Below are 21,614 nucleotides of genomic sequence, written 5' to 3' on the forward strand. Positions count from 1 at the left end.
CCACCCGACCGCCTAAGATCTATCCAGCCTTTCGGCCGGCTGGCGCATTCGCCCGCAAGAGCGCCATCAGCATCGAACCGATCGCGAATTCTCCCTTTTCGCTTCGCCGCGTCAGGTCGCGAAGATATCCGCCGGCTGAATTGATGTGGCCCCCGCGTTCCAGGATGCATGCCATCACGGTCGCGGCGTTTTCCGCCCCCATCACACTTGCCGCCTCCTCATAGGCTGACGGGCTGACGCCGAGCATTGACCGAACCGTGACGGCGGCGCTCATCAGGTCGCGCCAGTTGCGGATCACGCCACCCGGCCCGTAGGCCAGGATTTCCGGGCAGGCCTGCAGAACCAGGCCAAGCGGGAAGGATTTCAGGCCGCCGGAATCATCGCCGCCGCCCACCCGTCGACTTTGCCGCTCGTGTCCGATCGGATGAGCCGTTGCATCTCTCCCCCTTTCCAACAGCACGGCCCCACGCCCGTGGTCTTGCTCCGGCATTGCGCCCTGCTTCGTTCCGAAGCTTGGTTCAAATTCAGAGGTGGATTCGGGGTTTGAATTCTGTATGTGACGCTCGAAGTGACAGGCATTGCCGCTTTGTTTCGTCGATTTAATCCGAGTCTCCAACCGGTTAAGGATATCTGCCCGAAGCGCTGTCAATTCATCGAGCAAATGCTCGAGCTGCGCTGTCGTCGGCGACCTCGGCAGGCCTTCGACCAGGTCCCGAAATTCCCGATATAGCCCCTGCCAATCCCCCTCGACGTCTTCGTCGACAGCCGCTTCGATCAGCTTTGCGATATCACGGCGGCAAAGGGTGATGCGTTCGCGCAGGCGCTGGACATGCAAGCGCTCAGCCATTACCTCGGCGGCGAGCTGCTCGATCTCCTCGGCGCGAGCAAGCAGCGGCGCCAGCGAGAAGCCGAAGGCCTCGTTGACCTCCCCTGCCCTGTCCCTGCGGACATAGCGCTTGCCATTAGGACTGTCCTTGCGCAACAGAAGCCCCGCCTCGACAAGTGCGGCAAGATGGCGCCGCACCGTCTGTTCGGCCATGCCATGTGTTCGGAGGGACAGCTGGATATTCGAGGGGAAGACGATCAAGCCGTTTTCCTGGGCCAGCTCGTTCTTCGGATAAAAGCTCAACAAAGCATTGAGCACCGCCAGCGCGCGATCGGTGATGCCGAGCAGCGGCTTTGCTTCGCACAGCGCGCGAAACAGTTTCCATTTATCGACCGACTGATCAGGCGTGATCTCACCTGCCATGACCTGGTTTGCGAGCATTCCAAGCGTCATCGACCGCCGCCCGAAGGGCGTCGTTATACTTCCGGTTTCCATCTCTTCCACCTCAATGAGGCAAAAGAAATCCGCTCGCCTGAACGGCGCCAAAAACTCTTGACAGCGATTCTCGGAAGTGCGATTCTCGGAGGTGTTCAAGACTACGAGGAAAGCTTCCGTGACGGTGACGTTCGGGGGCTTTTTTCTTTTGCGCGTTATCTCCTGTTCAATTGTCAGCTGACAATCAGTCTAACTGCTTCATTTTCCCTCATTTTCCTCTTCGAATTCGGCGGCGAGGCCCGCCAGCCGCCGAGCCAGGAATTCCGAAAATGCCGCCGATTTGACGGTGATGCGAAAGGTTTTTCCCGAGCGGCTCACCGAAGCAAGCGTCCCGCCGCCTTGCGTCCGAAGCGTCTGCTCGACCCGCTGCGGCGAGCCCTTCTCCTCCAGTGCCTTCCAGATGACATCGAAGCGGCTATTGCTCTCCAGTGTTGGGAAAGCAGCGGCAGCGATTGCCGCCTGCGCCTTCTTCCGCCCGCCCGCCTCCTTGAATTTATCGGCAAAGGCCAACCAGCGGGGGCGTCCTACCTTCGGCGCCGGTCCGATGGCAAGAATGATCTCCGCATCGATCGTCTGCGCCACCTGCAGCAGCCGTGACGTTTCCGGTTTATCCGTCGCCAGCGCCTGAGCAATCATGTCGCGACTGAAGCCATGTTCATCCATGCGTCGCGCAAACAACGCCCGTTCGATGAAGCTCAAGTCGACACGCGGGCCGTTCTCCTGACCCTGCGCGAGAATCAGCTGTTCATCCGTGAGCTTGCGCACCACGGCCTTGACGGGAACACCTATCTCCGCGGCTGCACGCAAGCGCCGGTGGCCATAGGCGGCCTGGTAATACCCAGCCTTTATCGGGTCCGGACGCACAAGAATCGGAACCTGCTGTCCGCTTTCCCGAATCGACTGCTTCAATCGCTCGAACTCAGGATCCTTGTCGACCGGGATGCGGTCGCGGATAAATGACATTTCGACGACAGCCGGATCAATCTCCAGCACTTTGTCGCCAGAGGCGAGGGACTCACGCAAGGCCTTGGCGGCCGCGGCTTCCTCACCCAGCCGGCCAAGCGACAGGTTCATCGCCTTGACCGCGCCCGATGGCCGATGCGGCGGCGGCGCGCTTGGCGCCTCCGGTCGTGCCGGCTCGACGGCGCCGACCATGCTCTTCAGGATATCGCGACCTTTGGGGCTCATGTCCTGCTCCATGCACTGCGGATGAGTTGCTCGACCTCGGCATTGACGCTGTCGACGGATTCGACGCCGCGGTCATAGGTCTGGCGATGCATCGTCTCGCGGCCCGCCTCGTAGATCGTCTGCTTGGACAGGCCTGCATCCGAAACCGCCGTTGACTTCACCATCATCGAGGTCAATACGCGCTCGCCGAACAAACTGCGCAGGAAGGCGACAATCTGCGCCTGCGGACCGTCATTGGACTCATAACGGGTGATCAGGTAGCGCATCCAGTCATATTCGAGATTGCCGCCTGCCTGCTTGACGACGGCCAGAAGATCGGAGGTCATCGTCAGGAACTGGTTCATCGACGCCACGTCGAGCATCTGTGGATGCACGGTGATCAGCACGGCAGTCGCAGCGCAGAGAGCAGACAGCGTCAGAAAGCCGAGGGTAGGGGGGCAATCGATGATGACGACGTCGTAGCTCTGTTCCAGCGAATGCAATGCATTGCCGACCCGCATGAAGAACATGTCCTTGTCGTCGCGATTGCTGTCGGCCAGCGCCTTCGGGGTATCATGCTCGAACTCGTGCAGTTCGAGATTACCCGGAATGAGATCGAGGCCGGGGAAATAGGTCTGGCGGACGATGTCGGCCACGTCGCGGCGCGTCTCGTCATATTTGATAGCGCCGTAGAGTGTCTCGTTTTCACCGACATCGAACTCCGGCTGATATCCGAGCATCGCCGACATCGACGCCTGCGGGTCGAGGTCGACGGCAAGCACACGATAGCCGCGCAGTGCGAGGAACTGCGCCAGATGGATTGACGTTGTCGTCTTGCCGGATCCGCCTTTAAAATTGGTAACGGCGATGACCTGGAGATGGTCGCCCGGCCGGCGCGTCGGCAGATAGGAGGGTTTGGTGCGCCCCAGATGCTGGCGCATCGCATGGATTTCTTCGAGCGAGAAGACGCGGCGGCCGGCCGCCGTCTTTTCGGGATTGATGCTTTCCATCTGGGCCGTGAGGTGGCGAACATAGCTGTCGGTGACGCCGAGCAGCTTGGCGGCCTCGGTGCTGCTGAACCGTCGCAGCGATTTGCGGGCATCGGGCGAAAATAACCGCTCGAACAGAACCTGGAGCTGGCTGCTGAGCATCGTCGAGTCCTGCGCAATCGTTTCGTCGATCGAGACTTGACTCGCTCTTCTGGCTTTCTCAACAATCGCGGCCTTGGTCGGCATTCACGCAAATCCTGATAAATCGGGCAATTTTGCGCAAATGATCGTGAGTCTGGCGATTCCGTCAAGCGATTTCTTGGTTAGCCAATATATAACAAACCGAATTCCTCGAAAAAATTACGTGGAATTCCGGAATCTTAGCGCGATTGTCAGCTGACAATGGTGGCGACACCGCATCGGCCGAAGCCACCGACCTATCGCCAGGACTACTCGACCGACGTCGAGGCCTTCGCCGACTCAGTGGAGTAACCGCCGCCGCTTGGTACAGACCGGATCAGGCAGATGGCGTTCTTATTTATAGGAGACGGACGGCAAAGGCTCTCGACCTCCAACCCGCGGACGGGCTCGACGTGGGAAGCCTTGCCATTTGCATCTTGGGATTCCGGATCGCGGCGTGACGAGGCAAGGCCGAGCATTTGTTCGAGACGGCCTGCATTGATCGGAGCGCTTATTCCCTTGAAGTTCATCTTATATCTTTCGTCTGCATATGAGCTTGCGTGACGTGGAGATAAGCGCAATTTGAATGCGCGGAGAACCGCCCGCCGATGTTATCACCATCTTTTGCAGTTGTGGCAGAAAAGGGCAGGGGCTAAACTAGGCATTACTCCCGAGATACGCTTGGGACAACGACGATGCGCGGCATGCTCGACAGACGCGCCGAACCGGGTTCTATTCGGGCCATACGCATTGCCAAGAGTCGCGACTTGCGTCCGCGATTGAGTTGCGCCGCCGCTGCCGGGCGCGGCAGTGTGATGCCTGCACGACATCTACTACGAGTGAGCCAGCCGAATGTCGGCGCGATGAACCAATCAACCGAGTTCGCAGTCAGCTGCAGATAGGAACAGCTGGCGTGACGGACATTAAGCGCAATGGATGTGAGGTTTGCCCTGCGCTATGCGAATCACATCGGCACGGCTATCATCGGGTTCAAGGCCGCACGGGACCTGTCTCTGCTGAAACCGGCACTCTTTCTAGCGGAACTTATGCGCGCCTTTGCTTCCGTCTACCAAATTCTTCGTTGTTTACCTGTTATTTACCATAAGGCGACGCGGCGTCGGCCGATGGTTGTGCGGGGGGTGACATGATCATTGCTTTGCCGAAAGCTTCCCCGTCGTGGCAGGGTCATCGCGCTTTCAATCCCTCGCGATTGGTAAAATGCGCATTGCCCAATCCCGTGCCGATGGTCAGCACCGCCCATCTCGACACGTCCTCCATGAAAGGGATCTGCGACAAGCCCTGCACGACGGCGTCATTGTGCATCATCACGAAGGTGCTGTGATCGGCGATCGAGGGAATGGCCTTCATCAGTGCTGCGGGAAGGTTGAAGTTGTCGCTTTCCCAATTGCCGCCTGGCAGGTTCTGTCCACCGCGTTCGATCGAGCCGTCTGCCTTGATGATGCCGGGACAGCCGATGCCGATGATCGGAGCCGGCTTCAGATTGGCCTTTTCTGCCTTGTCAATCAATTCCTGTAGCATCGCCGCCATTCTTTCCACCGTCGCACTGCGGCTCGGTTCGTCGTCGGCGTGGCGCCAGATGGTCGATTCCCAGACGCCCGCATCTGCAAAATGGGGGCTTTTTTCCTTTCCGAACTCAACGACGCCGGCACGGACATTCGTGCCGCCGATATCGACGGCGAGCATCGCTTTGTAACCCTTGAACATCCAGGGCGGCATGAGGTGGACGGAGCCGATCAGTCCCGCCTCGTCGGGATGGTGGACGATTGGGGTGACCTCGATATTGATGCCCGCCGCCTTGAGAAGAACCATGGTCCTGGCGATTGCCAGCTCCCCGAAGCGGCTTTGCCTGAAGCCGCCGCCGACGACGATGCGCTCCGTCTTGAACCAGCGCTCGTCCTTGAGGAACTTGCCGATGACCTCGGCAAAGTCCTTCGCGAAGTCCTCCACCGCCCCCAGGACCAGTGCGGCGGCCTCCATATCGTCCCCTTTCAGCAGAGACTCGATCTTTTTCTTGGAAAGCTTTGCTGTCGCAACCTTGCCGATCGGGTCATCTCCGAATTTGCGGACGTGTTTTCTCCAATCGTCGAGCTTCTGCTGGAAGGTCTTCTTGTTGGCGTTGTCGCCAACAAAGCCGTTCTTGTCACGCAGTTCATTGTTGTAGTCGTCGATCGTCACCAGCGGCAATACAGTCGCGCCATGCGCCAACGGCGCGGTGATCTCCTCGCTATTCTTGGAGCTGCTTCTGGCCATCAATTTACCTTTACGGCACGAGTGCTTGAACGGGCGGCGAGATTAAACGCTGACCCGCCTTTGGATGTTCCCTTGCCGGCCACGTCATCTTGTCCTTGCCGGCGGGCGACCTAGCTTCAATGATTGCAGAGTTTGGAGAATGCCGTGCAGGACGACACCACTACGCAGGAAATGCTTTCATTGGTGCTGGGGGAACCGGAGCACTGGGCGATGTTTCTCGACATCGACGGAACGCTGCTCAATCTTGCGCCTACGCCGGACGCAATTGAGGTCCCAGAGGACCTGCCCGGACACCTTCATCGCCTTTCGAACAAGCTCGGCGGCGCCTTGGCACTGGTCACTGGGCGCTCGCTTGCCTATGCAGACGAGCTGTTCAAACCCTTTGCATTTCCAACCGCAGGCCTGCACGGCGCCGAGATCAGGAGCGCCGCCGGGATGCATACCGTCGAGCCGACGCCCGAGTTCCAGGCGCTGAAACATGCATTGACCGCCGAAGCCGAACACTATCCGGGAGTTCTGATAGAGGATAAAGGCGCCGCCGTTGCCGCGCACTACCGACTGGCGCCCGAATATGAAAAAGTGCTCGAGGAGCGCATGCATCACTATGCCGAGCTGGCCGGGCCGAACTGGGCGTTGCAGCTCGGTAAAAGGGTGTTCGAGCTGCGACCGGCACGGTCGAGCAAGGGCGACGCGCTGGAACGCTTTTTCCAGTCCGATCCTTTCAAGAACCGCGTTCCCATCACCATCGGCGATGATTTGACGGACGAGTCGATGTTTGCGATCGCCAATGCGCGCGGCGGAGTTTCCATTCGCGTCGGGGCCATCGGCGCCCCGAGCTGCGCCACGGGCCGGCTGTCTTCGGCTGCGCTGGTCAGAAATGTGATTGCCGCCCTGGCCGCCTGAGATCAGTCTCGGACGATCCCAAAGGCAGATTGCCGTCGTCTTTGCGCCGCCTGCGTAGCGTTAATCATCAAAAAAGTATCGGTTTTGGCCTGGAATCGTGGTGGCGGGCATGAAGCGAGCCCACTACACTCGCCTTAATAATAGAGCCAGAAGAAAATTTGGCAGGCGGACGTAGAACCGCACCCGGAGGAGGAAGCGATGGAACCTGACTTGGAAGTCGTTCAGATCAGACCGGGCGAATCCTTCGCAGCGAAGGCGCATGGCTATCCTTATCACACCGTTCGCTGGCATTTTCATCCGGAATATGAACTGCATCTCGTCGTGGCGACAACAGGACGCTTTTTCGTCGGCGATTTCATCGGCGAGTTCGAACCGGGCAATCTGGTGCTGGCTGGCCCCAATCTTCCTCACAACTGGATCAGCGACGTCCCGAAGGGATCGAGCATTCCGCTTCGATGCCAGCTCATCCAGTTCAGCGAGAATTTTATCAGCGACACAATGAAAGTGCTGCCCGAGCTCGGTCCCTTCGAGCCGGTCCTCGAAGCATCCCGCCGGGGCGTGCTCTTCGGCACTGAGACCAGCGGGGAGGTGGCGCCGCTAATGAACGAGGTGCAGCAGGCTCAGGGCGTACGCCGTATCGAGCTCTTCATGATGATCGTCGGGCTGCTCAGCCGGGCGCAGGACGCCCAGCTTCTCGCAAGCCCCAGCTATCTGCCCGATCCCTCGGGCTATATGTCGGCCGGCATCAACAAGGCGCTCGCTTATATCAGAGAAAATCTGACGAAATCCTTCGACGAAACCGATCTCGCTGCGATCGCCGGACAGTCCACAGGCGCCTTCTCACGCGCTTTCCGCCGCCATACCGGCATGTCGCTCGTGCAATATGTGAAACGCCTACGCATCAATCTCGCCTGCCAGATCCTGATGAGCGACGACCATGCGTCGATCACAGACATCTGCTTCGAGGTCGGCTTCAACAATCTGTCCAACTTCAACCGCCAGTTTCTCGCGGAAAAAGGCATGACGCCGTCCCGCTTCCGGCGATTGTTGGGCGACAATATCAACGTGGCGAAGGCGGCATAAGGTCCGTCGAAGACGGCAATAGGGAGGACAAGGAGGAGGAACAAAACTGACGCAGGCTTGAACGTGAGCGCGCGAGGAGCGGCTCGCGAGAGGAGACGCTTGTCCTCAGAAACAGCAAACCGCCGGGGCAGGCACGCCGCTCGTTCAGCCGAACGGCACAGCAGATCACTGCAATCACCGACTACACGATTTTTTCCAATGGGAGGAGATGGAAATGACGAAATTTTCGACGAAAGCGGCAGGCGCCGCGGCACTTATGTTGTCCTTGCTCGGGGGAACTTCCGCCTTTGCACAAAGCGCGGTTGCGGATGCGACCGTCGCGTTCCTCATGCCCGACCAAGGCTCGACCCGTTATGAAGAGCACGACCATCCGGGCTTCGTCGCCGAAATGAAGAAGCTTTGCGCGTCGTGCAAGGTCATCTATCAGAATGCCGATGCCGATATTGCCAAACAGCAGCAACAATTCAATTCGGCCATCACCCAGGGTGCCAAGGTTATCGTGCTGGATCCGGTGGATTCGGCGGCGGCCGCATCTCTTGTCCAGCTCGCCCAAAGCCAGGGCGTCAAGGTCATTGCCTATGACCGCCCGATTCCGACCGGCAAGGCCGATTTCTATGTCTCCTTCGACAACAAGGCGATCGGCAAGGCGATTGCGGAATCGCTCGTCAAGCATCTGAAGGCGAAGAACGTGCCAACGGACAGCGGCGGTATTCTGCAGATCAACGGTTCGCCGACCGATGCTGCTGCCGGCCTGATCAAGGACGGCATTCACGAGGGTCTGGCGAGCGGTGGATACAAGACGCTTGCTGAATTCGATACGCCGAACTGGCAGCCGGCGAATGCGCAGCAATGGGCCGCCGGACAGATCACCCGCTTCGGCAAGCAGATCGTCGGCGTCGTCGCTGCTAATGACGGCACCGGCGGTGGTGCCATCGCAGCCTTCAAGGCCGCCGGTGTCGATCCCGTGCCGCCGGTGACCGGCAACGACGCGACGATCGCGGCGCTGCAGCTCATCATATCAGGGGATCAGTACAACACGATCTCCAAGCCGAGCGAAATCGTCGCCGCCGCCGCAGCCGACGTCGCCGTAAAGCTCCTGGCAGGCGAAACGATCAAGGCCGAGATGACGCTCTACGACACGCCGGCGCAGCTTTTCGTGCCGGCCGTCGTCACTGCCGAGAATTTGAAGGCCGAGATCATCGACAAGAAGATCAACACTGCCGAAGAGCTCTGCACCGGCCGTTACGCCGAGGGCTGCAAGAAGCTCGGCATCATCAAGTAAATCCAACGGAAGCGCGTCCGACATCGGCCGCGCTTCCTTTTTCGCTTTTCCGAAAGATCAGGCGATGTCTGAAATCTCACATCAATTTGATCCCCGCCAGCCCGTCCTCAGCCTGCGTGGGATTTCGAAGAATTTCGGAGCGGTGTCGGCGCTGACCGATATCGAGCTCGACGTGCACGCCGGCGAAGTCGTGGCGCTTGTGGGCGACAATGGCGCCGGCAAATCAACGCTGGTCAAGATTCTGGCGGGCGTGCACCAGCCGACCGCGGGCACCATCCTGTTCGAGGGAAAACAGGCAGATCTGTCGAGCCCAAGCGCTGCGCTCAATCTCGGCATTGCGACCGTCTTTCAGGATTTGGCTCTTTGTGAGAATCTCGACGTCGTCGCCAATATCTTTCTCGGCAAGGAGCTCAATCCCATCCAGCTCGACGAGGTCGCGATGGAGATCCGCGCCTGGAAGCTGCTGAACGAACTTTCCGCGCGGATCCCAAGCGTGCGCGAGCCCGTCGCCTCGCTTTCCGGGGGCCAGCGTCAGACCGTGGCGATCGCCCGGTCGCTGTTGCTCGAACCGAAACTAATCATGCTCGACGAACCCACCGCCGCACTCGGCGTTGCTCAGACGGCCGAGGTGCTGGATCTGATCGAGCGCGTGCGCGAGCGCGGCCTCGGCGTTATCATGATCAGCCATAACATGGAGGATGTGCGGGCTGTTGCCGACCGTATCGTCGTGCTCCGGCTCGGGCGAAACAACGGCACCTTCATGCCCGACGCATCGAACGAAGAGCTCGTCAGCGCGATTACCGGCGCATCCAACAACTCCGTCTCCCGCCGCGCTATGCGTCGCAAGGCGCAAAGCCAAGAGAACGAGGAGGGCAGGGCATGATGAAGACCATTGAGAACGAACCGGCAGCACCTGTTCTCCTCGATCGGCGTGACGAAAGAGTACGCCATGACGATAGCCTTGCCGGGTGGGTCCGCGCCTTCTGGGATCGTATCCGCTCCGGTGACCTCGGCTCGCTGCCTGTCATCATCGGCTTGGTGATCATCTGGACGGTGTTCCAGGCGCTCAATCCGGTGTTTCTCTCCAGCGCCAACCTCGTCAACATGCTGTTCGATTGTTCGACGGTCGGCGTCATCTCGCTCGGCATCGTCTGCATCCTGATGGTCGGCGAAATCGATCTGTCCGTCGGTTCAGTCAGCGGCTTCGCCTCGGCGCTGGTCGGCGTCTTCTGGATCAACCAGGGCTGGCCGGTGGTACTGGCCATACTTGCCGCAATGGCGGTCGGCGCCTTGATCGGATCACTTTACTCCTTCCTCTTCAACCGCTTCGGCATGCCGAGCTTCGTCTCTACCCTGTCGGGACTGCTCGCCGTTCTCGGGCTGCAGCTCTATATTCTCGGAGCGACCGGCTCGATCAATCTGACCTATGGCTCGTGGCTCGTGAATTTCGGGCAGATAATGGTCATGCCGGATCCGGTCTCCTATACGCTCATTGCGCTTGCCGGCATTGCGTATTTTTTCTCCAGCTACCGCACCGCGGCGCGGCGGCGGGCCGCCGGGCTGTCGTCGAAATCCGTCAGCGGACTGCTTCTGCGCGCCGTCGTGATCACTGTTGCCCTGGAAGCGGTAGCCTTCTATCTCAACCAGTCGCGCGGAATTCCCTGGATGTTCGGCCTTTTCGTCGGCCTCGTCGCGGCTATGAATTATGCGCTGACCCGCACGAAATGGGGGCGCTCCATGCATGCCGTCGGCGGCAACAGGGAGGCGGCCCGCCGCTCCGGCATCAATGTGCCGCGTATCTATGCCAGCGCCTTCGTCATGTGCGCCCTGCTGGCCGCGACCGGCGGCGTGCTCTCGGCGGCGCGATTGGCGACGGCCAGTCAGCAGGCCGGCACCGGCGACGTCAATCTCAACGCCATCGCTGCGGCGGTCATCGGCGGCACCAGCCTGTTCGGCGGACGCGGCAGTGCCTACTCGGCCCTTCTCGGCATCATCGTCATTCAGTCGATCGCGAGCGGTCTGACGCTCCTCGATCTGTCGTCATCGCTTCGTTACATGATCACGGGGGCCGTTCTTGCCGTCGCCGTCATCGTGGACTCGCTGGCACGCCGATCGCGTATTTCGCACGGCCGGGCCTAATCAACAGGAAAGCAGAGGAAGAAAATGGGACAGGATCTGTCTGGAAAAGTCGCGGCTGTTACCGGGGCCGCGTCGGGTATTGGCCTGGAGTGCGCCAGGACCATGCTTGCATCAGGCGCGCGGGTCGCGCTGATCGACCGCAACGAAGAAGCATTGAGAGATGTCTGCTCGAAGCTCGGCGAACAGGCTATTCCCCTGGTCATCGATCTTCTGGACCCTAAAAGCGTGGGGCAAATGATGCCTGCTATCCTGGAGAAAGCGGGCCAGCTGGACATTTTCCACGCCAATGCCGGCTCCTACATCGGCGGCGAAGTGCTTGACGGCGACCCCGACGCCTGGGATCGCATGCTCAACCTGAACATCAACGCTGCCTTCCGTTCGGTGCACGCCGTCCTGCCGCATATGGTCGAACGCAAGACCGGCGATGTCATTCTGACGAGTTCGGTCGCCGGGATGATCCCGGTGGTATGGGAGCCGATCTATACGGCTTCCAAACATGCGGTCCAGGCCTTCGTCCATACCCTCAGGCGACAGGTCGCCAAGCACGGCTTGCGGGTCGGCGCCGTAGCACCCGGCCCTGTCGTGACCGCCCTTCTCAGCGATTGGCCGCAGGAGAAGCTCGACGAGGCACTTGCCGCCGGTGGCTTGATGGAGCCCAAAGAAGTGGCCGAAGCGGTGCTCTTCATGCTCACGCGCCCACGCAACGTCACCATCCGTGACCTCGTCATTCTACCGCAGAGCACCGACATCTGAGCGATGCGCCGGCCCCCTAGTAGCCAGAGAAAGGAAACGGCCATGATCTTCGACAGATTTCGCCTGGACGGACAGGTGGCGCTGGTGACCGGCGGCACGCGCGGCATCGGCCTGGCGATCGCCGAAGCACTGGGGGAGGCGGGCGCCAAAATCTTCATCAGCGGAAGAAACCGCAACGCGGCGGCGGACGAGCGGCTGGCCAAAGCCGGGGTCGATTGCGATTTCGTCGCCGCCGACATGATGAAAGATAATGCCGCCGATGCGCTCGTCACTGAGACCCTCTCACGGGCGGGCCGGCTCGATATCCTCGTCAACAATGCCGGTATCGCCATTCATGGCGACAGTGGGGAATTCTCCGATGCCATCTGGCGCGAGATCATGACCGTCAATGTCGATGCCGTCTTCCGCGCCTGCCGCGCAGCACTTGCACCGATGCGGCGCCAGGGCGGCGGCGTTATCCTCAATATCGGCTCGATCTCCGGCATCATATCCAACATTCCGCAGAACCAGGTCGCCTACAACGCCTCCAAAGCGGCGGTCCACATGATGACGAAGAGCCTGGCAAGCGAGGTCGCCTCCGAGAACATCCGCGTCAATGCCATTGCGCCCGGCTATATCGAGACCGATATGTCGCGCGGCGGCATCGCCAATCCCGACTGGTTCCCGACCTGGCGCAGCATGACGCCGATGGACCGTGTCGGGCAGCCGGAGGAGGTGGCGGGTGCAGCCTTGTTCCTCTGCTCGGCCGCGGCAAGCTATGTTACCGGCGAAGTGCTGGTCATCGATGGTGGCTATACAACACGATAATGGACGGAGATCGGATAGGGAAGGGGCCGCAGCTGCTTGGTCGGCGAACCACAATTGCTCATGGTCAGCCCATGCTCACGCCAAGCAATCGAGCATCCACTGAACACCAAAGCGATCGGTGAACTTGCCGTAGTAACTCCCCCACGGCTGCACGGCGAGGGGTGTCGTTATCTCACCGCCTTCGGCCAGCCGGGCGAAAAGCCTGTCAGTCCTGTCATGGTCGTCCATGATCAGCATATGGGCGGAGCCGCGCATCGGCTCGGCATCATGATTGTCCGAGGCGAAAAACATAATGCCAGGTCCTTCGAAGCGAGCATGCATAACCTTGCCCCGCATGGTTTCACTGGCAATAGGCATTCCGTCTGCGCCGTGCCGCTTCAACTGCGTGACATGCCCGAGCCCGCATTCGGCATAAAAGCCGAGCGCCTCCTCGCAGCCGGAGGAAAAGAACAGATAGTTGGCAAGCTGCATCGCTTGGCTCCGTGGTGGTGCCGGACCGCGACTCATTGTTGTCGCCGGTCCGGTCTTGCATCAGGTCAGAGATTTCCGCGCATGGGTCGATCGTTACGAGGCGGTAGCCGCGCCCTGGATGGCGCCGACAAACTCGGCGTTGTTGTAGCTGCGGCCGGCGATACCCCAGGCCCCCTCAGGCGCATAGACGATATTGGACCATATATGCTCGCGCTTCAGCCGGCCCTCCGCGGCCCGTTCGACCACATCGGCCGCTTTTTCGAAGAAAGCCTGTTTTGCTTCAGCGCTCGCCAGTGCGATCTCGGGCAGCTTGAGTTCGATGAACGCAGCGGCAACTGGCGCTCCCCCGGCAAGCACATGTTCGCGCGGCAGCACGTTGATGGTGCCGACGATATTGGCGGTCATGAAAGCATTGCCGGTCAAATCGGCAACATCAAGCAACGCGTTGGTCAGTCCGGCAAAGACTTGCGCCTGTGCTTGCTGCGAAAGCATGCCTTGCGGCACGGTGAGTGTAATGGGCATCGCATATTTCCCTATTTTGGATCGTGACCGTTTCTGATATATACCGATCACTCTTTATGCATACACACTGATCACTCTCTTAGCAAGGTATAAAGAGTGATCACTCCAAATGAGGGTATTCCATGCGTTACAGTGCCGAACACAAGCAAGAGACCCGAATGCGAGTCATCGCGGCGGCCGGGCAGATTTTCAGAAAGGAAGGCTATGGCGGTGCCGGTATTGATGCGTTGACCAAGGCAGCGGGCGTGACCAACGGCGCATTCTACGGACACTTCAAGTCAAAGGGCGAAGCCTTTCGCACAGCCGTGCTGGCGGGCCTCGAAGAACTGCGGCAGGGAATTGCGGCGCTGAAAGCCAATCAACCGAAAGACTGGCTGACGACATTCGTCGGCTACTATCTCGGCTATAAAAGGACCTGCGAGTTGGATGAGAGCTGCGCTCTGCCGAGCCTTTCCCCCGACGTGATGCGCGCGGACGATGAAACGCGAAACGCCTATACGGAAGAGATCAAACGCCTCGTCGAGGAAGTCGCCGCCGGCCTGCAAGAGGGTGCGATACAGGGCCAATCCGACCCGCGGCGCGAGGATCGGGCGATCCTGCTGCTCGCCATGCTGAGCGGCGGCGTTACCTTGGCGCGCGCCGTCTCCGACCCAGCGCTGTCCGAACGCATCGCAGATGTCATCGCGCAGGCTGCGTTGACAGTGATGGAGCCTGGAAATTGATCCGCTCGCCTAGACGACGTCGCGCCGCTCAGATTGGCCTGCCGCAGGCGCTCTGATAGTCGGCAAGAACGCGATCGACCGCTGAAATCAGAATATTCTCGGGATCGCCGGCTTCGGCCGCAGAAAGCTGCGGCAGGAATTGGTGAAGCAGCGTTTCCGGAATGGTCTTGCCACGCAGCGCGCCGAGCAGCTTCTCGAAAGACCGGTCGGCCTCGGGCCTATTCCAATAGTAGCGGATGCGGTCGCTGTAGCTATAGTGCCGTTGCAAGCGCAGGGCGGTGGCGTCACCGTGATAATGGGCCTGCCAGTCGCCGGGCGCCGACAACATCACCGCCTCCATCGCGGCGGCGAGCGGCCTGTCGCCATAACCGGGCACCATTTCGGTGGCGATCAAATCAAGCGCATAGGCGGCCTCGCGCAACGCAAAGGTCAGGCCGGGGCCGACCTTCAGGATCGGAAAGCCGTCCTGCACCAGCCGCCTCAGCGCATCGCGCGTCTGATAATCCGTGGAATGAGCTTCGAAGACGAATTGCGGTTCCTCGTCGAGAAGTGCGGTCAATTCAGTCGCAAGTTCGGGCCTGTAGCCGATTACGTTCTCGCTGCCGAATTCGACGCCCGGCTGGACGACGAAAGCGATGACGCGGGAAAAGGCGTCTTCCAATCCCGCCTGCGAAAAGATCTCGCGATGAATGGCGATCGTCGCCCGGGCAGCCTCCGGCGTGGTCGGCTGGAGTTCTTCGAGGGCATGGTCGGCGCCGCCCGGCACCGGAACCTCGGTGCCGAGAATATAAAGCGGCAGCGGCCCGCCGATCGCCTTCGCGGTCCTTTCGCTCACCTGCGCCAGTCGGGCGGCGCGCTCGGCGATGGTCCGGTCGTCGAGCGCGGCCGGCTCGCCGGCACAGCCCATCGATGCATCGAGATGGATCTTGCCGAACCCGGCTCGGACGTAAGCTTCGACCATCGCCTCGGCCTTATCGAGTGCGGCCTCCGGCTTTTCCTTGCGCCACGGATTGGGACCTAGGTGATCACCCCCGAAGATCATCCGCGAACGGTCGAGCCCTTCCTCGGTAGCAATGCGCTCGGCAAAGCCGATGAAGCCTTCCGGCGTCATGCCGGTATAGCCGCCGAGATGGTTGACCTGATTGCAGGTCGCCTCGATCAGGACCGGCCGGCCGTCGCGCACCGCCCGCCGGATGGCGGCCTTGAGGACGAGGGGATGGGCGGAGCAGACGGAGGTAATGCCGAAGGGGGTGCCTTCGCGCCGCGCAGTTGCAAGACGGGTCAAAATCCGGTCCATCGTCTATCTCCTCGGGGTCTCAGCGATGAAGGCCGTCAGTTCGGCAAGGGTGGAAACGCCTTCCATCGGGCCCAGCCGGGTCACATTGCGGGCGCCGGCTGCATTGGCATGGAGGAGGGCTGCCTCCGGGGTCATGCCCTTACGGCGACAGGTGAGGTAGGCAGCGCCGAAGCAATCCCCGGCGCCGGTCGGATCGATCTCGTCGACCGCAAAAGCGGCGCAATCAACGCGCGCGAGATCGCGGCCGAAGAAGGACGCGCCCTGTTCGCCCCGTTTGAGGACGATTTCACCGATACCGCTTTCCAGCAACTTTGCGACAGCCCCGGCCTCGTCAGTTACTCCAGCGGCGGTGAAAAGCTCGTCGCCTGATGGCAGCAACAGATCGGCTGCGGCCATCACCTTGTCGAAACTTTCCAGGACGCCATGATCCGTCAGCAGCTCCTTACGGAGATTGGGATCCAGAGACACCGATCCGCCGCGGGCGCGCACCATCTCGATAGCGTCGAGAATCACCTCGCGGGCGCCGGGAATGGAAAGAGCCGTTCCCATGACGTGCACATGGCCGGCGCGCTCGACGAGCGCCTCGGCCGCAGGCGTCAGAGCGATCTGACCGGCAGCGGACCTGGCGATATTGAAGACGAAATCGCGGGCCCCGTCGGATCGATAGCGGACGAATGCGCTGCCGGTCGGCCAGTCCTCTTTAACGGCGACGGCAGAGACGTCGACGCCGTCCCGTCGCAGGCGTTCGATGTTCAGCCGACCGAAATCATCCTTGCCGACGCTGGCGATGATGCCGCTGGCACCGCCCATGCGCGCGACCTGATCGATGAAAATGGCCGGCGCGCCACTCGGATAGGGCCCGGTTAGCGATTGCGGCTCGAGGAAGCCGGCGCCGACCGTGGCCGCCATGATCTCCACCAGAATTTCGCCAATTGTGATCGTCGGTCCGAGCGCCTCTGGCGCAAGTGCCTTGGGACGTGACGGCATCTGCAATCTCCTTCATGCGGGCCGATCAATGCCTGCGCTTCCGCGCCATCCCGCCCTATCGCGCCGTTCCATAGTTCGTCAAGAATTAGTTTACGTACGGCAATATTTGTGTTGCACCGCAGAAACTTATTTTTGATTCCAGTGCATTGCAAAATGACGCAACGCTGCTGGACTTGCACGTCTGTTGCTTCTATCCAGCAGAAGAATAAGTGAGCGGAACGCGCTTGACAACAGATCTTGAGAAGCGGATACAAAGTTTACGCATGTAATATTATGCGTGACATCGTGGAGGAGGAAATCATGAGCAAGATCATTTGCATCTTTTCTGCATCCGTCGCCTGCCTCGCGCTCACCGCCGGGATGGCGGGCGCCGAGGAACTGACGATCGCCACCGTCAACAATGGCGACATGATCATCATGCAGAAACTGTCGCCGGAATGGGAAAAGGAGACCGGCAACAAGCTCAACTGGGTGGTTCTGGAGGAAAACGTCCTGCGCCAGAAGGTAACCACCGATATTGCGACGAAGAGCGGCCAGTACGACATCATCACGATCGGCGGTTACGAAGCGCCGATCTGGGGCAAGCAGGGCTGGCTCGCACCCGTTGGCGACCTCGGCGACGACTACGACTATGACGACCTGCTCGCCCCGATCAAGACAGGCCTGACCGTCGACGGCAAGCTCTATGCCGTGCCCTTCTATACGGAAAGTTCGTTCACGCTCTATCGCAAGGATCTCTTCGACGCTGCTGGCATCAAGATGCCGGATGAGCCAACCTATGACCAGATCAAGGAATATGCGGCCAAGCTGACCGACAAGTCCAAGGAACAATACGGCATCTGCTTGCGCGGCAAGCCCGGCTGGGGCGAGAACATGGCGTTCCTCGGCACGATGATCAACTCGTATGGCGGGCGCTGGTTCGACATGGATTGGAAACCGCAGATCAATTCCGAGCCCTGGAAGAAAGCCGTCACCGACTACGTCGATCTAATGACCAAATACGGTCCTCCTGGCGCGATCGGTAACGGTTTTAACGAAAACCAGGCGCTGTTTTCGACCGGCCATTGCGCAATGTGGATCGATGCGACCTCGGCCGCCGGCCGCGTTTATGACCCGAAGCAGAGCAAGGTCGCCGACAAGATCGCCTTCACCCGCGCTCCTGTCGCCGTCACCGCCAACGGCTCGAGCTGGTCATGGTCATGGAACCTGGCGATTCCAGCCACCTCGACCAAACTTGATGCGGCTAAATCCTTCCTGAAATGGGCGACCTCCAAGGACTACGTGAAGATGGTCGGTGAGAAGGAAGGCTGGGTCGCCGTGCCGCCCGGCACACGCAAATCCACTTACGCTCTGGCCGAATATCAGAAGGCGGCCCCCTTTGCCGATACCGTGTTGAAGGCAATCCTTTCGGCCGATCCGGCAAAGCCGACCAAGGATCCTGTTCCTTATACCGGCGTGCAATTCGTCGCCATTCCGGAATTCCAGGGCATCGGCACCATCGTCGGTCAACAGATCGGTGCGGCATTGTCCGGCCAGCAATCCGTCGATGCCGCTCTCGACAACGCCCAGAAGCAGGTCGAGCGCGACATGAAAAAGGCAGGCTACCCGAAGTGAGTTCGTGCTCGCGGGCGCTGCCGCGAGTTCCTCCCGGAGAGGTTCCGGCAGCGCTGCTGCCGGAACCCTCTGGCTGCCGGAGCCGATAACAGACAGGACGGGCGCCGCGTGGATCTTCCGGCTCTACGCCGGCTGAATGGAGACAGACATGAGACTGAAAGACAAGATCGCCTTGATTACCGGCGGGGCACGCGGCATCGGATTGGGCTTCGCCGAAGCCTTCGTGAAGGAGGGAGCCAAAGTCGTCATCGCCGATATTGACATCGAACGGGCGACGAGATCCGCCGTTGCGATCGGCCCCGCAGCCAAGGCAATGCAGCTTGACGTTACAGATCTTGCTGCGATCGATGCCGTCGTCAATACGATCGATGCCGAGTTCGGCGGCATCGACATTCTGATCAACAATGCCGCCATCTTCGATATGGCACCGGTCAACGAGATCACCGAGGAAAGTTATGACCGCGTCTTCTCCATCAATCTGAAGGGACCGCTGTTCATGATGAAGGCAGTCTCGAACGTCATGATCAAGCGGGGCAGGGGCGGCAAGATCATCAACATGGCAAGCCAGGCCGGCCGTCGCGGCGAAGCCTTGGTGCTTCTCTATTGCGCTTCCAAGGCCGCCATCATCTCGGCAACGCAGTCGGCCGCACTTGCGCTGGTGAAATACGGCATCAACGTCAATGCGATCGCACCGGGCGTTGTCGACGGTGAACATTGGGATGTCGTCGATGCCCATTTCGCCAAGTGGGAGGGCTTGAAGCCGGGCGAGAAAAAGGCCGCGGTTGCCAAATCCGTTCCGATCGGCCGTTTCGCCACACCTGACGACATCAAGGGTCTGGCCGTCTTCCTCGCCTCCGCCGATAGCGATTATATTCTCGCCCAGACCTACAATGTCGACGGCGGCAACTGGATGAGTTGATCGCTCTCCCGCAGCCAGGCAATCCAGGAGCCAGCGAGATGGAATCCATTTGTTATACCGAAAAGGACGTCGCGGTCACCACGGCGCTGCCGCTGCCGGAACTGAGGCCCGGCCATGCGCTGGTGCGCGTGCGCGCGGCCGGCCTCTGCCATACCGATATCGACGTCCTCCATGGCCGTTACGGCGAGGGTCGCTTCCCTCTGGTTCCCTGCCATGAATATGCCGGCGTAGTCGAGGCGGTCGCGGGCGATGTCTCCGGTCTTGTCGTTGGGGCGCGTGTCGTCGTCGATCCCAATCTTCCCTGCGGAGAGTGCCGGGCCTGCCGCAAGGGACTGACCAATCTCTGCCGCGACCTGAAAGCCTATGGCGTTACGGAGAATGGCGGTTTTGCCGAATACAGCCTGGTCAGGACCGACCATCTGTATGAGATCGGCGACCTCGACTTCTACCTCGCCGCGCTCGCCGAACCGCTCGCCTGCGTTTTAAACGGCCTTGGCAGCGCCGGCCTCCAAGCCGGTCCCGCGGGATCGGAAAACGCATTGGTCTTCGGCGCCGGGCCGATCGGGCTGCTGCTGGCGCTGTCCCTGAAAGCCAAGGGCGTTCCATCGGTAACGGTCGCCGATATCAATGAGGGGCGGCTTGCCCTTGCGGAAAAGCTGGGGCTGGAGACGGCCGTCTCAGGATCCGCGGCACTTTCAGGCCTCCGCTGGGCCTTCGATTTCGTCGCCGATGCGACCGGCATCGCTCGGGTCGTCGAAGGCATGATCGACTTCGTCACTGATGGCGGTACGGTTCTTGTCTTCGGGGTCTGCGCACCGGACCAGCGCATTTCCATTTCGCCCTTCGAGCTTTTTCGACGCCAGATCCATTTCTCCGGCTCCCATTCGCTGAACCGCAACATCCCTGAGGCCCTCGACATCCTCCGAAGGGACAAAGGCGCGATGGCTGCACTGGTTTCCCATCGTCTGCCGCTCGGCGAAGTGCTGCCTTTCATCACCAAGAAATCCGCTGATCCGGCAACGATGAAAGTGCAGTTTTCAGCTGACTAGGTCCGAACTATTGCCGTTATCCCGTTCCGTCGGGGGAGCGCTTTTCGTTGAGCGATGAGTCATCTAGAAACGGTCAGAGGTGCCGTGTCAGGAGATCAGATGGTGGGAAAGACAATCAAAACCATGGAGGACTTTTCCGAGTTCGTCGGCCTGTCGCGTCCCACCGTCTCCAAATATTTCAGCGATCCGATGTCCGTGCGTCAAAAGACCCGGGAGACGATCGAGCAGGCGCTGAAAAAATCGGGATTTCGGCCGAATATATTCGCCGTCAATCTCAACCGCCGGCGCAGCAACATCCTCGGCGTCATCATTCCCAATTCCACCGATCCCTTTTACATGGCGCTCACCCGCCGCATCGAACTGATCGCCAATGAGACCGGCTTCCTAGCCTTCGTCCTGTCCTCGGACGGCAAGGCCGAGATGGAAGACCGGGCGATCAAGACGCTGAAATCGATGAATGTCGCCGGCGCGATCATCGCGCCGCTCGGCGTCGAGTCCCATCATGCGACGCTCGACGAGCTCGGCCGCAGCGTACCCCTCATCTATGTGGACTCGCCGCTCGATGAGACGTCTTCCTTCGTCGGCACCAACAATCGCCAGAGTTTCAGCCTGATCGTCGATTATCTCTGCCGCTCGGGCGAGCCGCCCTGCTATTTCGGCATGCCACATGTTAACACCAACGCCCTGACACGCCAGACGGCGTACCTGGAGGCGATGGAGCAATTCCGCATGGCGCCCAGCATTGTCGAGCTTGCGGATAGCAAGAGCTGGGATTTCGAGCGTTTCGGCTTCGAGGAGGCAACCCGCATCCTGACGTCTGGCCAAGGCTTCCCGACCCGAACCGTGCTTTGCGCCAACGACCGCGTCGCTTTCGGCGTCATCGCCGCCGCCTTCCAGCAGGGCCTCAAGGTTGGCCACGGCGCCAGCCATGACCTGCGTGTCGCCGGACATGACGACCATCCACTGTCCCGATACGCCTGCCCGCCGATAACGACAGTTGCGCAGAACTATAACGAGATCGGCAGGCTAGCGATCGAACTGCTGCTCGAACGGCTCGGCGAAGGGGAGGGGCCCGCCGCACCGGCGGGCCGCATTCTTCTCAATGCCGAACTGATGCTGCGAACCTCGGCCTGAGGCC

General features: G+C 60.4%; 20 protein-coding genes. 12 read left to right on the forward strand and 8 right to left on the reverse strand.

The window, feature by feature from the left end:
* Positions 1-19 precede the first annotated feature (19 nt).
* The 4 genes from repC to AC13QO_RS11715 all read right to left on the reverse strand — a co-directional run bounded on the left by repC (position 20) and on the right by AC13QO_RS11715 (position 5,928).
* Complete coding sequence (gene repC, locus AC13QO_RS11700) at positions 20-1,321, reverse strand: plasmid replication protein RepC (RefSeq protein ID WP_488540723.1); 1,302 nt, start codon at positions 1,319-1,321, stop codon at positions 20-22.
* A gap of 198 nt (positions 1,322-1,519) precedes the next feature.
* Positions 1,520-2,509 carry a plasmid partitioning protein RepB gene (repB, locus tag AC13QO_RS11705; protein WP_085780797.1) on the reverse strand — a complete coding sequence of 330 codons (990 nt, stop codon included), beginning with the start codon at positions 2,507-2,509 and terminating at the stop codon, positions 1,520-1,522.
* A complete protein-coding gene (gene repA / locus AC13QO_RS11710; protein ID WP_285193935.1) occupies positions 2,506-3,723 on the reverse strand; it encodes a plasmid partitioning protein RepA in 1,218 nt (405 codons plus the stop codon). Before repA ends, repB begins: the two co-directional genes overlap by 4 nt.
* A 1,119-nt stretch (positions 3,724-4,842) precedes the next feature.
* Entirely contained in the window at positions 4,843-5,928 is a 1,086-nt protein-coding gene (locus AC13QO_RS11715; RefSeq protein WP_085780794.1) for an ROK family protein, read from the reverse strand.
* 123 nt (positions 5,929-6,051) lie between these two features.
* On the opposite strand from AC13QO_RS11715, the gene otsB reads away from it, so the two are divergent.
* The 7 genes from otsB to AC13QO_RS11750 all read left to right on the forward strand — a co-directional run bounded on the left by otsB (position 6,052) and on the right by AC13QO_RS11750 (position 12,895).
* Entirely contained in the window at positions 6,052-6,831 is a 780-nt protein-coding gene (gene otsB / locus AC13QO_RS11720; protein WP_183699894.1) for a trehalose-phosphatase, read from the forward strand.
* Positions 6,832-7,029: 198 nt separating this feature from the next.
* Positions 7,030-7,914, forward strand: a complete 885-nt coding sequence (locus AC13QO_RS11725) for a helix-turn-helix domain-containing protein (protein WP_085780792.1) — start codon at positions 7,030-7,032, stop codon at positions 7,912-7,914.
* Positions 7,915-8,122: 208 nt separating this feature from the next.
* Positions 8,123-9,196 (forward strand): ABC transporter substrate-binding protein, encoded by a 1,074-nt coding sequence (locus AC13QO_RS11730; RefSeq protein WP_157131503.1) that lies wholly within the window; start codon positions 8,123-8,125, stop codon positions 9,194-9,196.
* Positions 9,197-9,260: 64 nt separating this feature from the next.
* Entirely contained in the window at positions 9,261-10,079 is an 819-nt protein-coding gene (locus AC13QO_RS11735; RefSeq protein WP_085780791.1) for an ATP-binding cassette domain-containing protein, read from the forward strand.
* The gene (locus AC13QO_RS11740) at positions 10,076-11,335 is read left to right on the forward strand and encodes a sugar ABC transporter permease (protein WP_085780790.1); all 1,260 of its coding nucleotides are present in this window, start codon (positions 10,076-10,078) and stop codon (positions 11,333-11,335) included. Before AC13QO_RS11735 ends, AC13QO_RS11740 begins: the two co-directional genes overlap by 4 nt.
* Before the next feature lie 24 nt (positions 11,336-11,359).
* On the forward strand, positions 11,360-12,088 hold the full coding sequence (locus tag AC13QO_RS11745) for an SDR family oxidoreductase (protein ID WP_085780789.1): 729 nt from the start codon (positions 11,360-11,362) through the stop codon (positions 12,086-12,088).
* 42 nt (positions 12,089-12,130) lie between these two features.
* A complete protein-coding gene (locus tag AC13QO_RS11750; protein WP_488540724.1) occupies positions 12,131-12,895 on the forward strand; it encodes an SDR family NAD(P)-dependent oxidoreductase in 765 nt (254 codons plus the stop codon).
* Positions 12,896-12,970: 75 nt separating this feature from the next.
* Here the strand turns inward: AC13QO_RS11750 and AC13QO_RS11755 are convergent, their stop codons facing one another.
* The gene (locus AC13QO_RS11755) at positions 12,971-13,366 is read right to left on the reverse strand and encodes a VOC family protein (RefSeq protein WP_085780787.1); all 396 of its coding nucleotides are present in this window, start codon (positions 13,364-13,366) and stop codon (positions 12,971-12,973) included.
* Between the two features lie 93 nt (positions 13,367-13,459).
* The gene (locus AC13QO_RS11760) at positions 13,460-13,888 is read right to left on the reverse strand and encodes a tautomerase family protein (RefSeq protein ID WP_085780786.1); all 429 of its coding nucleotides are present in this window, start codon (positions 13,886-13,888) and stop codon (positions 13,460-13,462) included.
* Between the two features lie 122 nt (positions 13,889-14,010).
* Between AC13QO_RS11760 and AC13QO_RS11765 the strand changes: the two genes are divergently transcribed.
* A complete protein-coding gene (locus AC13QO_RS11765) occupies positions 14,011-14,610 on the forward strand; it encodes a TetR/AcrR family transcriptional regulator (protein WP_085780785.1) in 600 nt (199 codons plus the stop codon).
* Between the two features lie 28 nt (positions 14,611-14,638).
* Here AC13QO_RS11765 and AC13QO_RS11770 read toward each other — a convergent pair whose 3' ends face one another.
* Together AC13QO_RS11770 and AC13QO_RS11775 are read right to left on the reverse strand one after the other, a co-directional pair.
* Positions 14,639-15,907, reverse strand: a complete 1,269-nt coding sequence (locus AC13QO_RS11770; RefSeq protein ID WP_488540725.1) for a D-tagatose-bisphosphate aldolase, class II, non-catalytic subunit — start codon at positions 15,905-15,907, stop codon at positions 14,639-14,641.
* A 3-nt stretch (positions 15,908-15,910) separates the two neighbouring features.
* Positions 15,911-16,894 carry a tagatose kinase gene (locus AC13QO_RS11775; RefSeq protein WP_488540726.1) on the reverse strand — a complete coding sequence of 328 codons (984 nt, stop codon included), beginning with the start codon at positions 16,892-16,894 and terminating at the stop codon, positions 15,911-15,913.
* Between the two features lie 300 nt (positions 16,895-17,194).
* On the opposite strand from AC13QO_RS11775, the gene AC13QO_RS11780 reads away from it, so the two are divergent.
* The 4 genes from AC13QO_RS11780 (at position 17,195) to AC13QO_RS11795 (ending at position 21,610) form a co-directional block, all read left to right on the forward strand.
* Positions 17,195-18,508, forward strand: coding sequence for an ABC transporter substrate-binding protein (locus tag AC13QO_RS11780; protein WP_488540727.1), 1,314 nt, complete (start codon positions 17,195-17,197; stop codon positions 18,506-18,508).
* Between the two features lie 148 nt (positions 18,509-18,656).
* Positions 18,657-19,427, forward strand: coding sequence for an L-iditol 2-dehydrogenase (locus tag AC13QO_RS11785; protein ID WP_488540728.1), 771 nt, complete (start codon positions 18,657-18,659; stop codon positions 19,425-19,427).
* Positions 19,428-19,465: 38 nt separating this feature from the next.
* The gene (locus AC13QO_RS11790; RefSeq protein ID WP_488540729.1) at positions 19,466-20,476 is read left to right on the forward strand and encodes a zinc-dependent alcohol dehydrogenase family protein; all 1,011 of its coding nucleotides are present in this window, start codon (positions 19,466-19,468) and stop codon (positions 20,474-20,476) included.
* A gap of 123 nt (positions 20,477-20,599) precedes the next feature.
* Entirely contained in the window at positions 20,600-21,610 is a 1,011-nt protein-coding gene (locus AC13QO_RS11795; RefSeq protein WP_085781257.1) for a LacI family DNA-binding transcriptional regulator, read from the forward strand.
* Positions 21,611-21,614 lie beyond the last annotated feature (4 nt).

This window comes from Rhizobium sp. CNPSo 3670, from assembly GCF_057784555.1.

Excerpts from the sequence above, each read along its gene's own strand:
- repC (WP_488540723.1), bottom strand. The coding sequence starts at position 1,321 with ATGGAAACCGGAAGTATAACGACGCCCTTCGGGCGGCGGTCGATGACG.
- repB (WP_085780797.1), bottom strand. The coding sequence starts at position 2,509 with ATGAGCCCCAAAGGTCGCGATATCCTGAAGAGCATGGTCGGCGCCGTC.
- repA (WP_285193935.1), bottom strand. The coding sequence starts at position 3,723 with ATGCCGACCAAGGCCGCGATTGTTGAGAAAGCCAGAAGAGCGAGTCAA.
- AC13QO_RS11715 (WP_085780794.1), bottom strand. The coding sequence starts at position 5,928 with ATGGCCAGAAGCAGCTCCAAGAATAGCGAGGAGATCACCGCGCCGTTG.
- AC13QO_RS11725 (WP_085780792.1), top strand. The coding sequence starts at position 7,030 with ATGGAACCTGACTTGGAAGTCGTTCAGATCAGACCGGGCGAATCCTTC.
- AC13QO_RS11730 (WP_157131503.1), top strand. The coding sequence starts at position 8,123 with ATGGAAATGACGAAATTTTCGACGAAAGCGGCAGGCGCCGCGGCACTT.
- AC13QO_RS11735 (WP_085780791.1), top strand. The coding sequence starts at position 9,261 with ATGTCTGAAATCTCACATCAATTTGATCCCCGCCAGCCCGTCCTCAGC.
- AC13QO_RS11740 (WP_085780790.1), top strand. The coding sequence starts at position 10,076 with ATGATGAAGACCATTGAGAACGAACCGGCAGCACCTGTTCTCCTCGAT.
- AC13QO_RS11745 (WP_085780789.1), top strand. The coding sequence starts at position 11,360 with ATGGGACAGGATCTGTCTGGAAAAGTCGCGGCTGTTACCGGGGCCGCG.
- AC13QO_RS11750 (WP_488540724.1), top strand. The coding sequence starts at position 12,131 with ATGATCTTCGACAGATTTCGCCTGGACGGACAGGTGGCGCTGGTGACC.
- AC13QO_RS11755 (WP_085780787.1), bottom strand. The coding sequence starts at position 13,366 with ATGCAGCTTGCCAACTATCTGTTCTTTTCCTCCGGCTGCGAGGAGGCG.
- AC13QO_RS11760 (WP_085780786.1), bottom strand. The coding sequence starts at position 13,888 with ATGCCCATTACACTCACCGTGCCGCAAGGCATGCTTTCGCAGCAAGCA.
- AC13QO_RS11765 (WP_085780785.1), top strand. The coding sequence starts at position 14,011 with ATGCGTTACAGTGCCGAACACAAGCAAGAGACCCGAATGCGAGTCATC.
- AC13QO_RS11770 (WP_488540725.1), bottom strand. The coding sequence starts at position 15,907 with ATGGACCGGATTTTGACCCGTCTTGCAACTGCGCGGCGCGAAGGCACC.
- AC13QO_RS11775 (WP_488540726.1), bottom strand. The coding sequence starts at position 16,894 with ATGCCGTCACGTCCCAAGGCACTTGCGCCAGAGGCGCTCGGACCGACG.
- AC13QO_RS11780 (WP_488540727.1), top strand. The coding sequence starts at position 17,195 with ATGAGCAAGATCATTTGCATCTTTTCTGCATCCGTCGCCTGCCTCGCG.
- AC13QO_RS11785 (WP_488540728.1), top strand. The coding sequence starts at position 18,657 with ATGAGACTGAAAGACAAGATCGCCTTGATTACCGGCGGGGCACGCGGC.
- AC13QO_RS11790 (WP_488540729.1), top strand. The coding sequence starts at position 19,466 with ATGGAATCCATTTGTTATACCGAAAAGGACGTCGCGGTCACCACGGCG.
- AC13QO_RS11795 (WP_085781257.1), top strand. The coding sequence starts at position 20,600 with ATGGAGGACTTTTCCGAGTTCGTCGGCCTGTCGCGTCCCACCGTCTCC.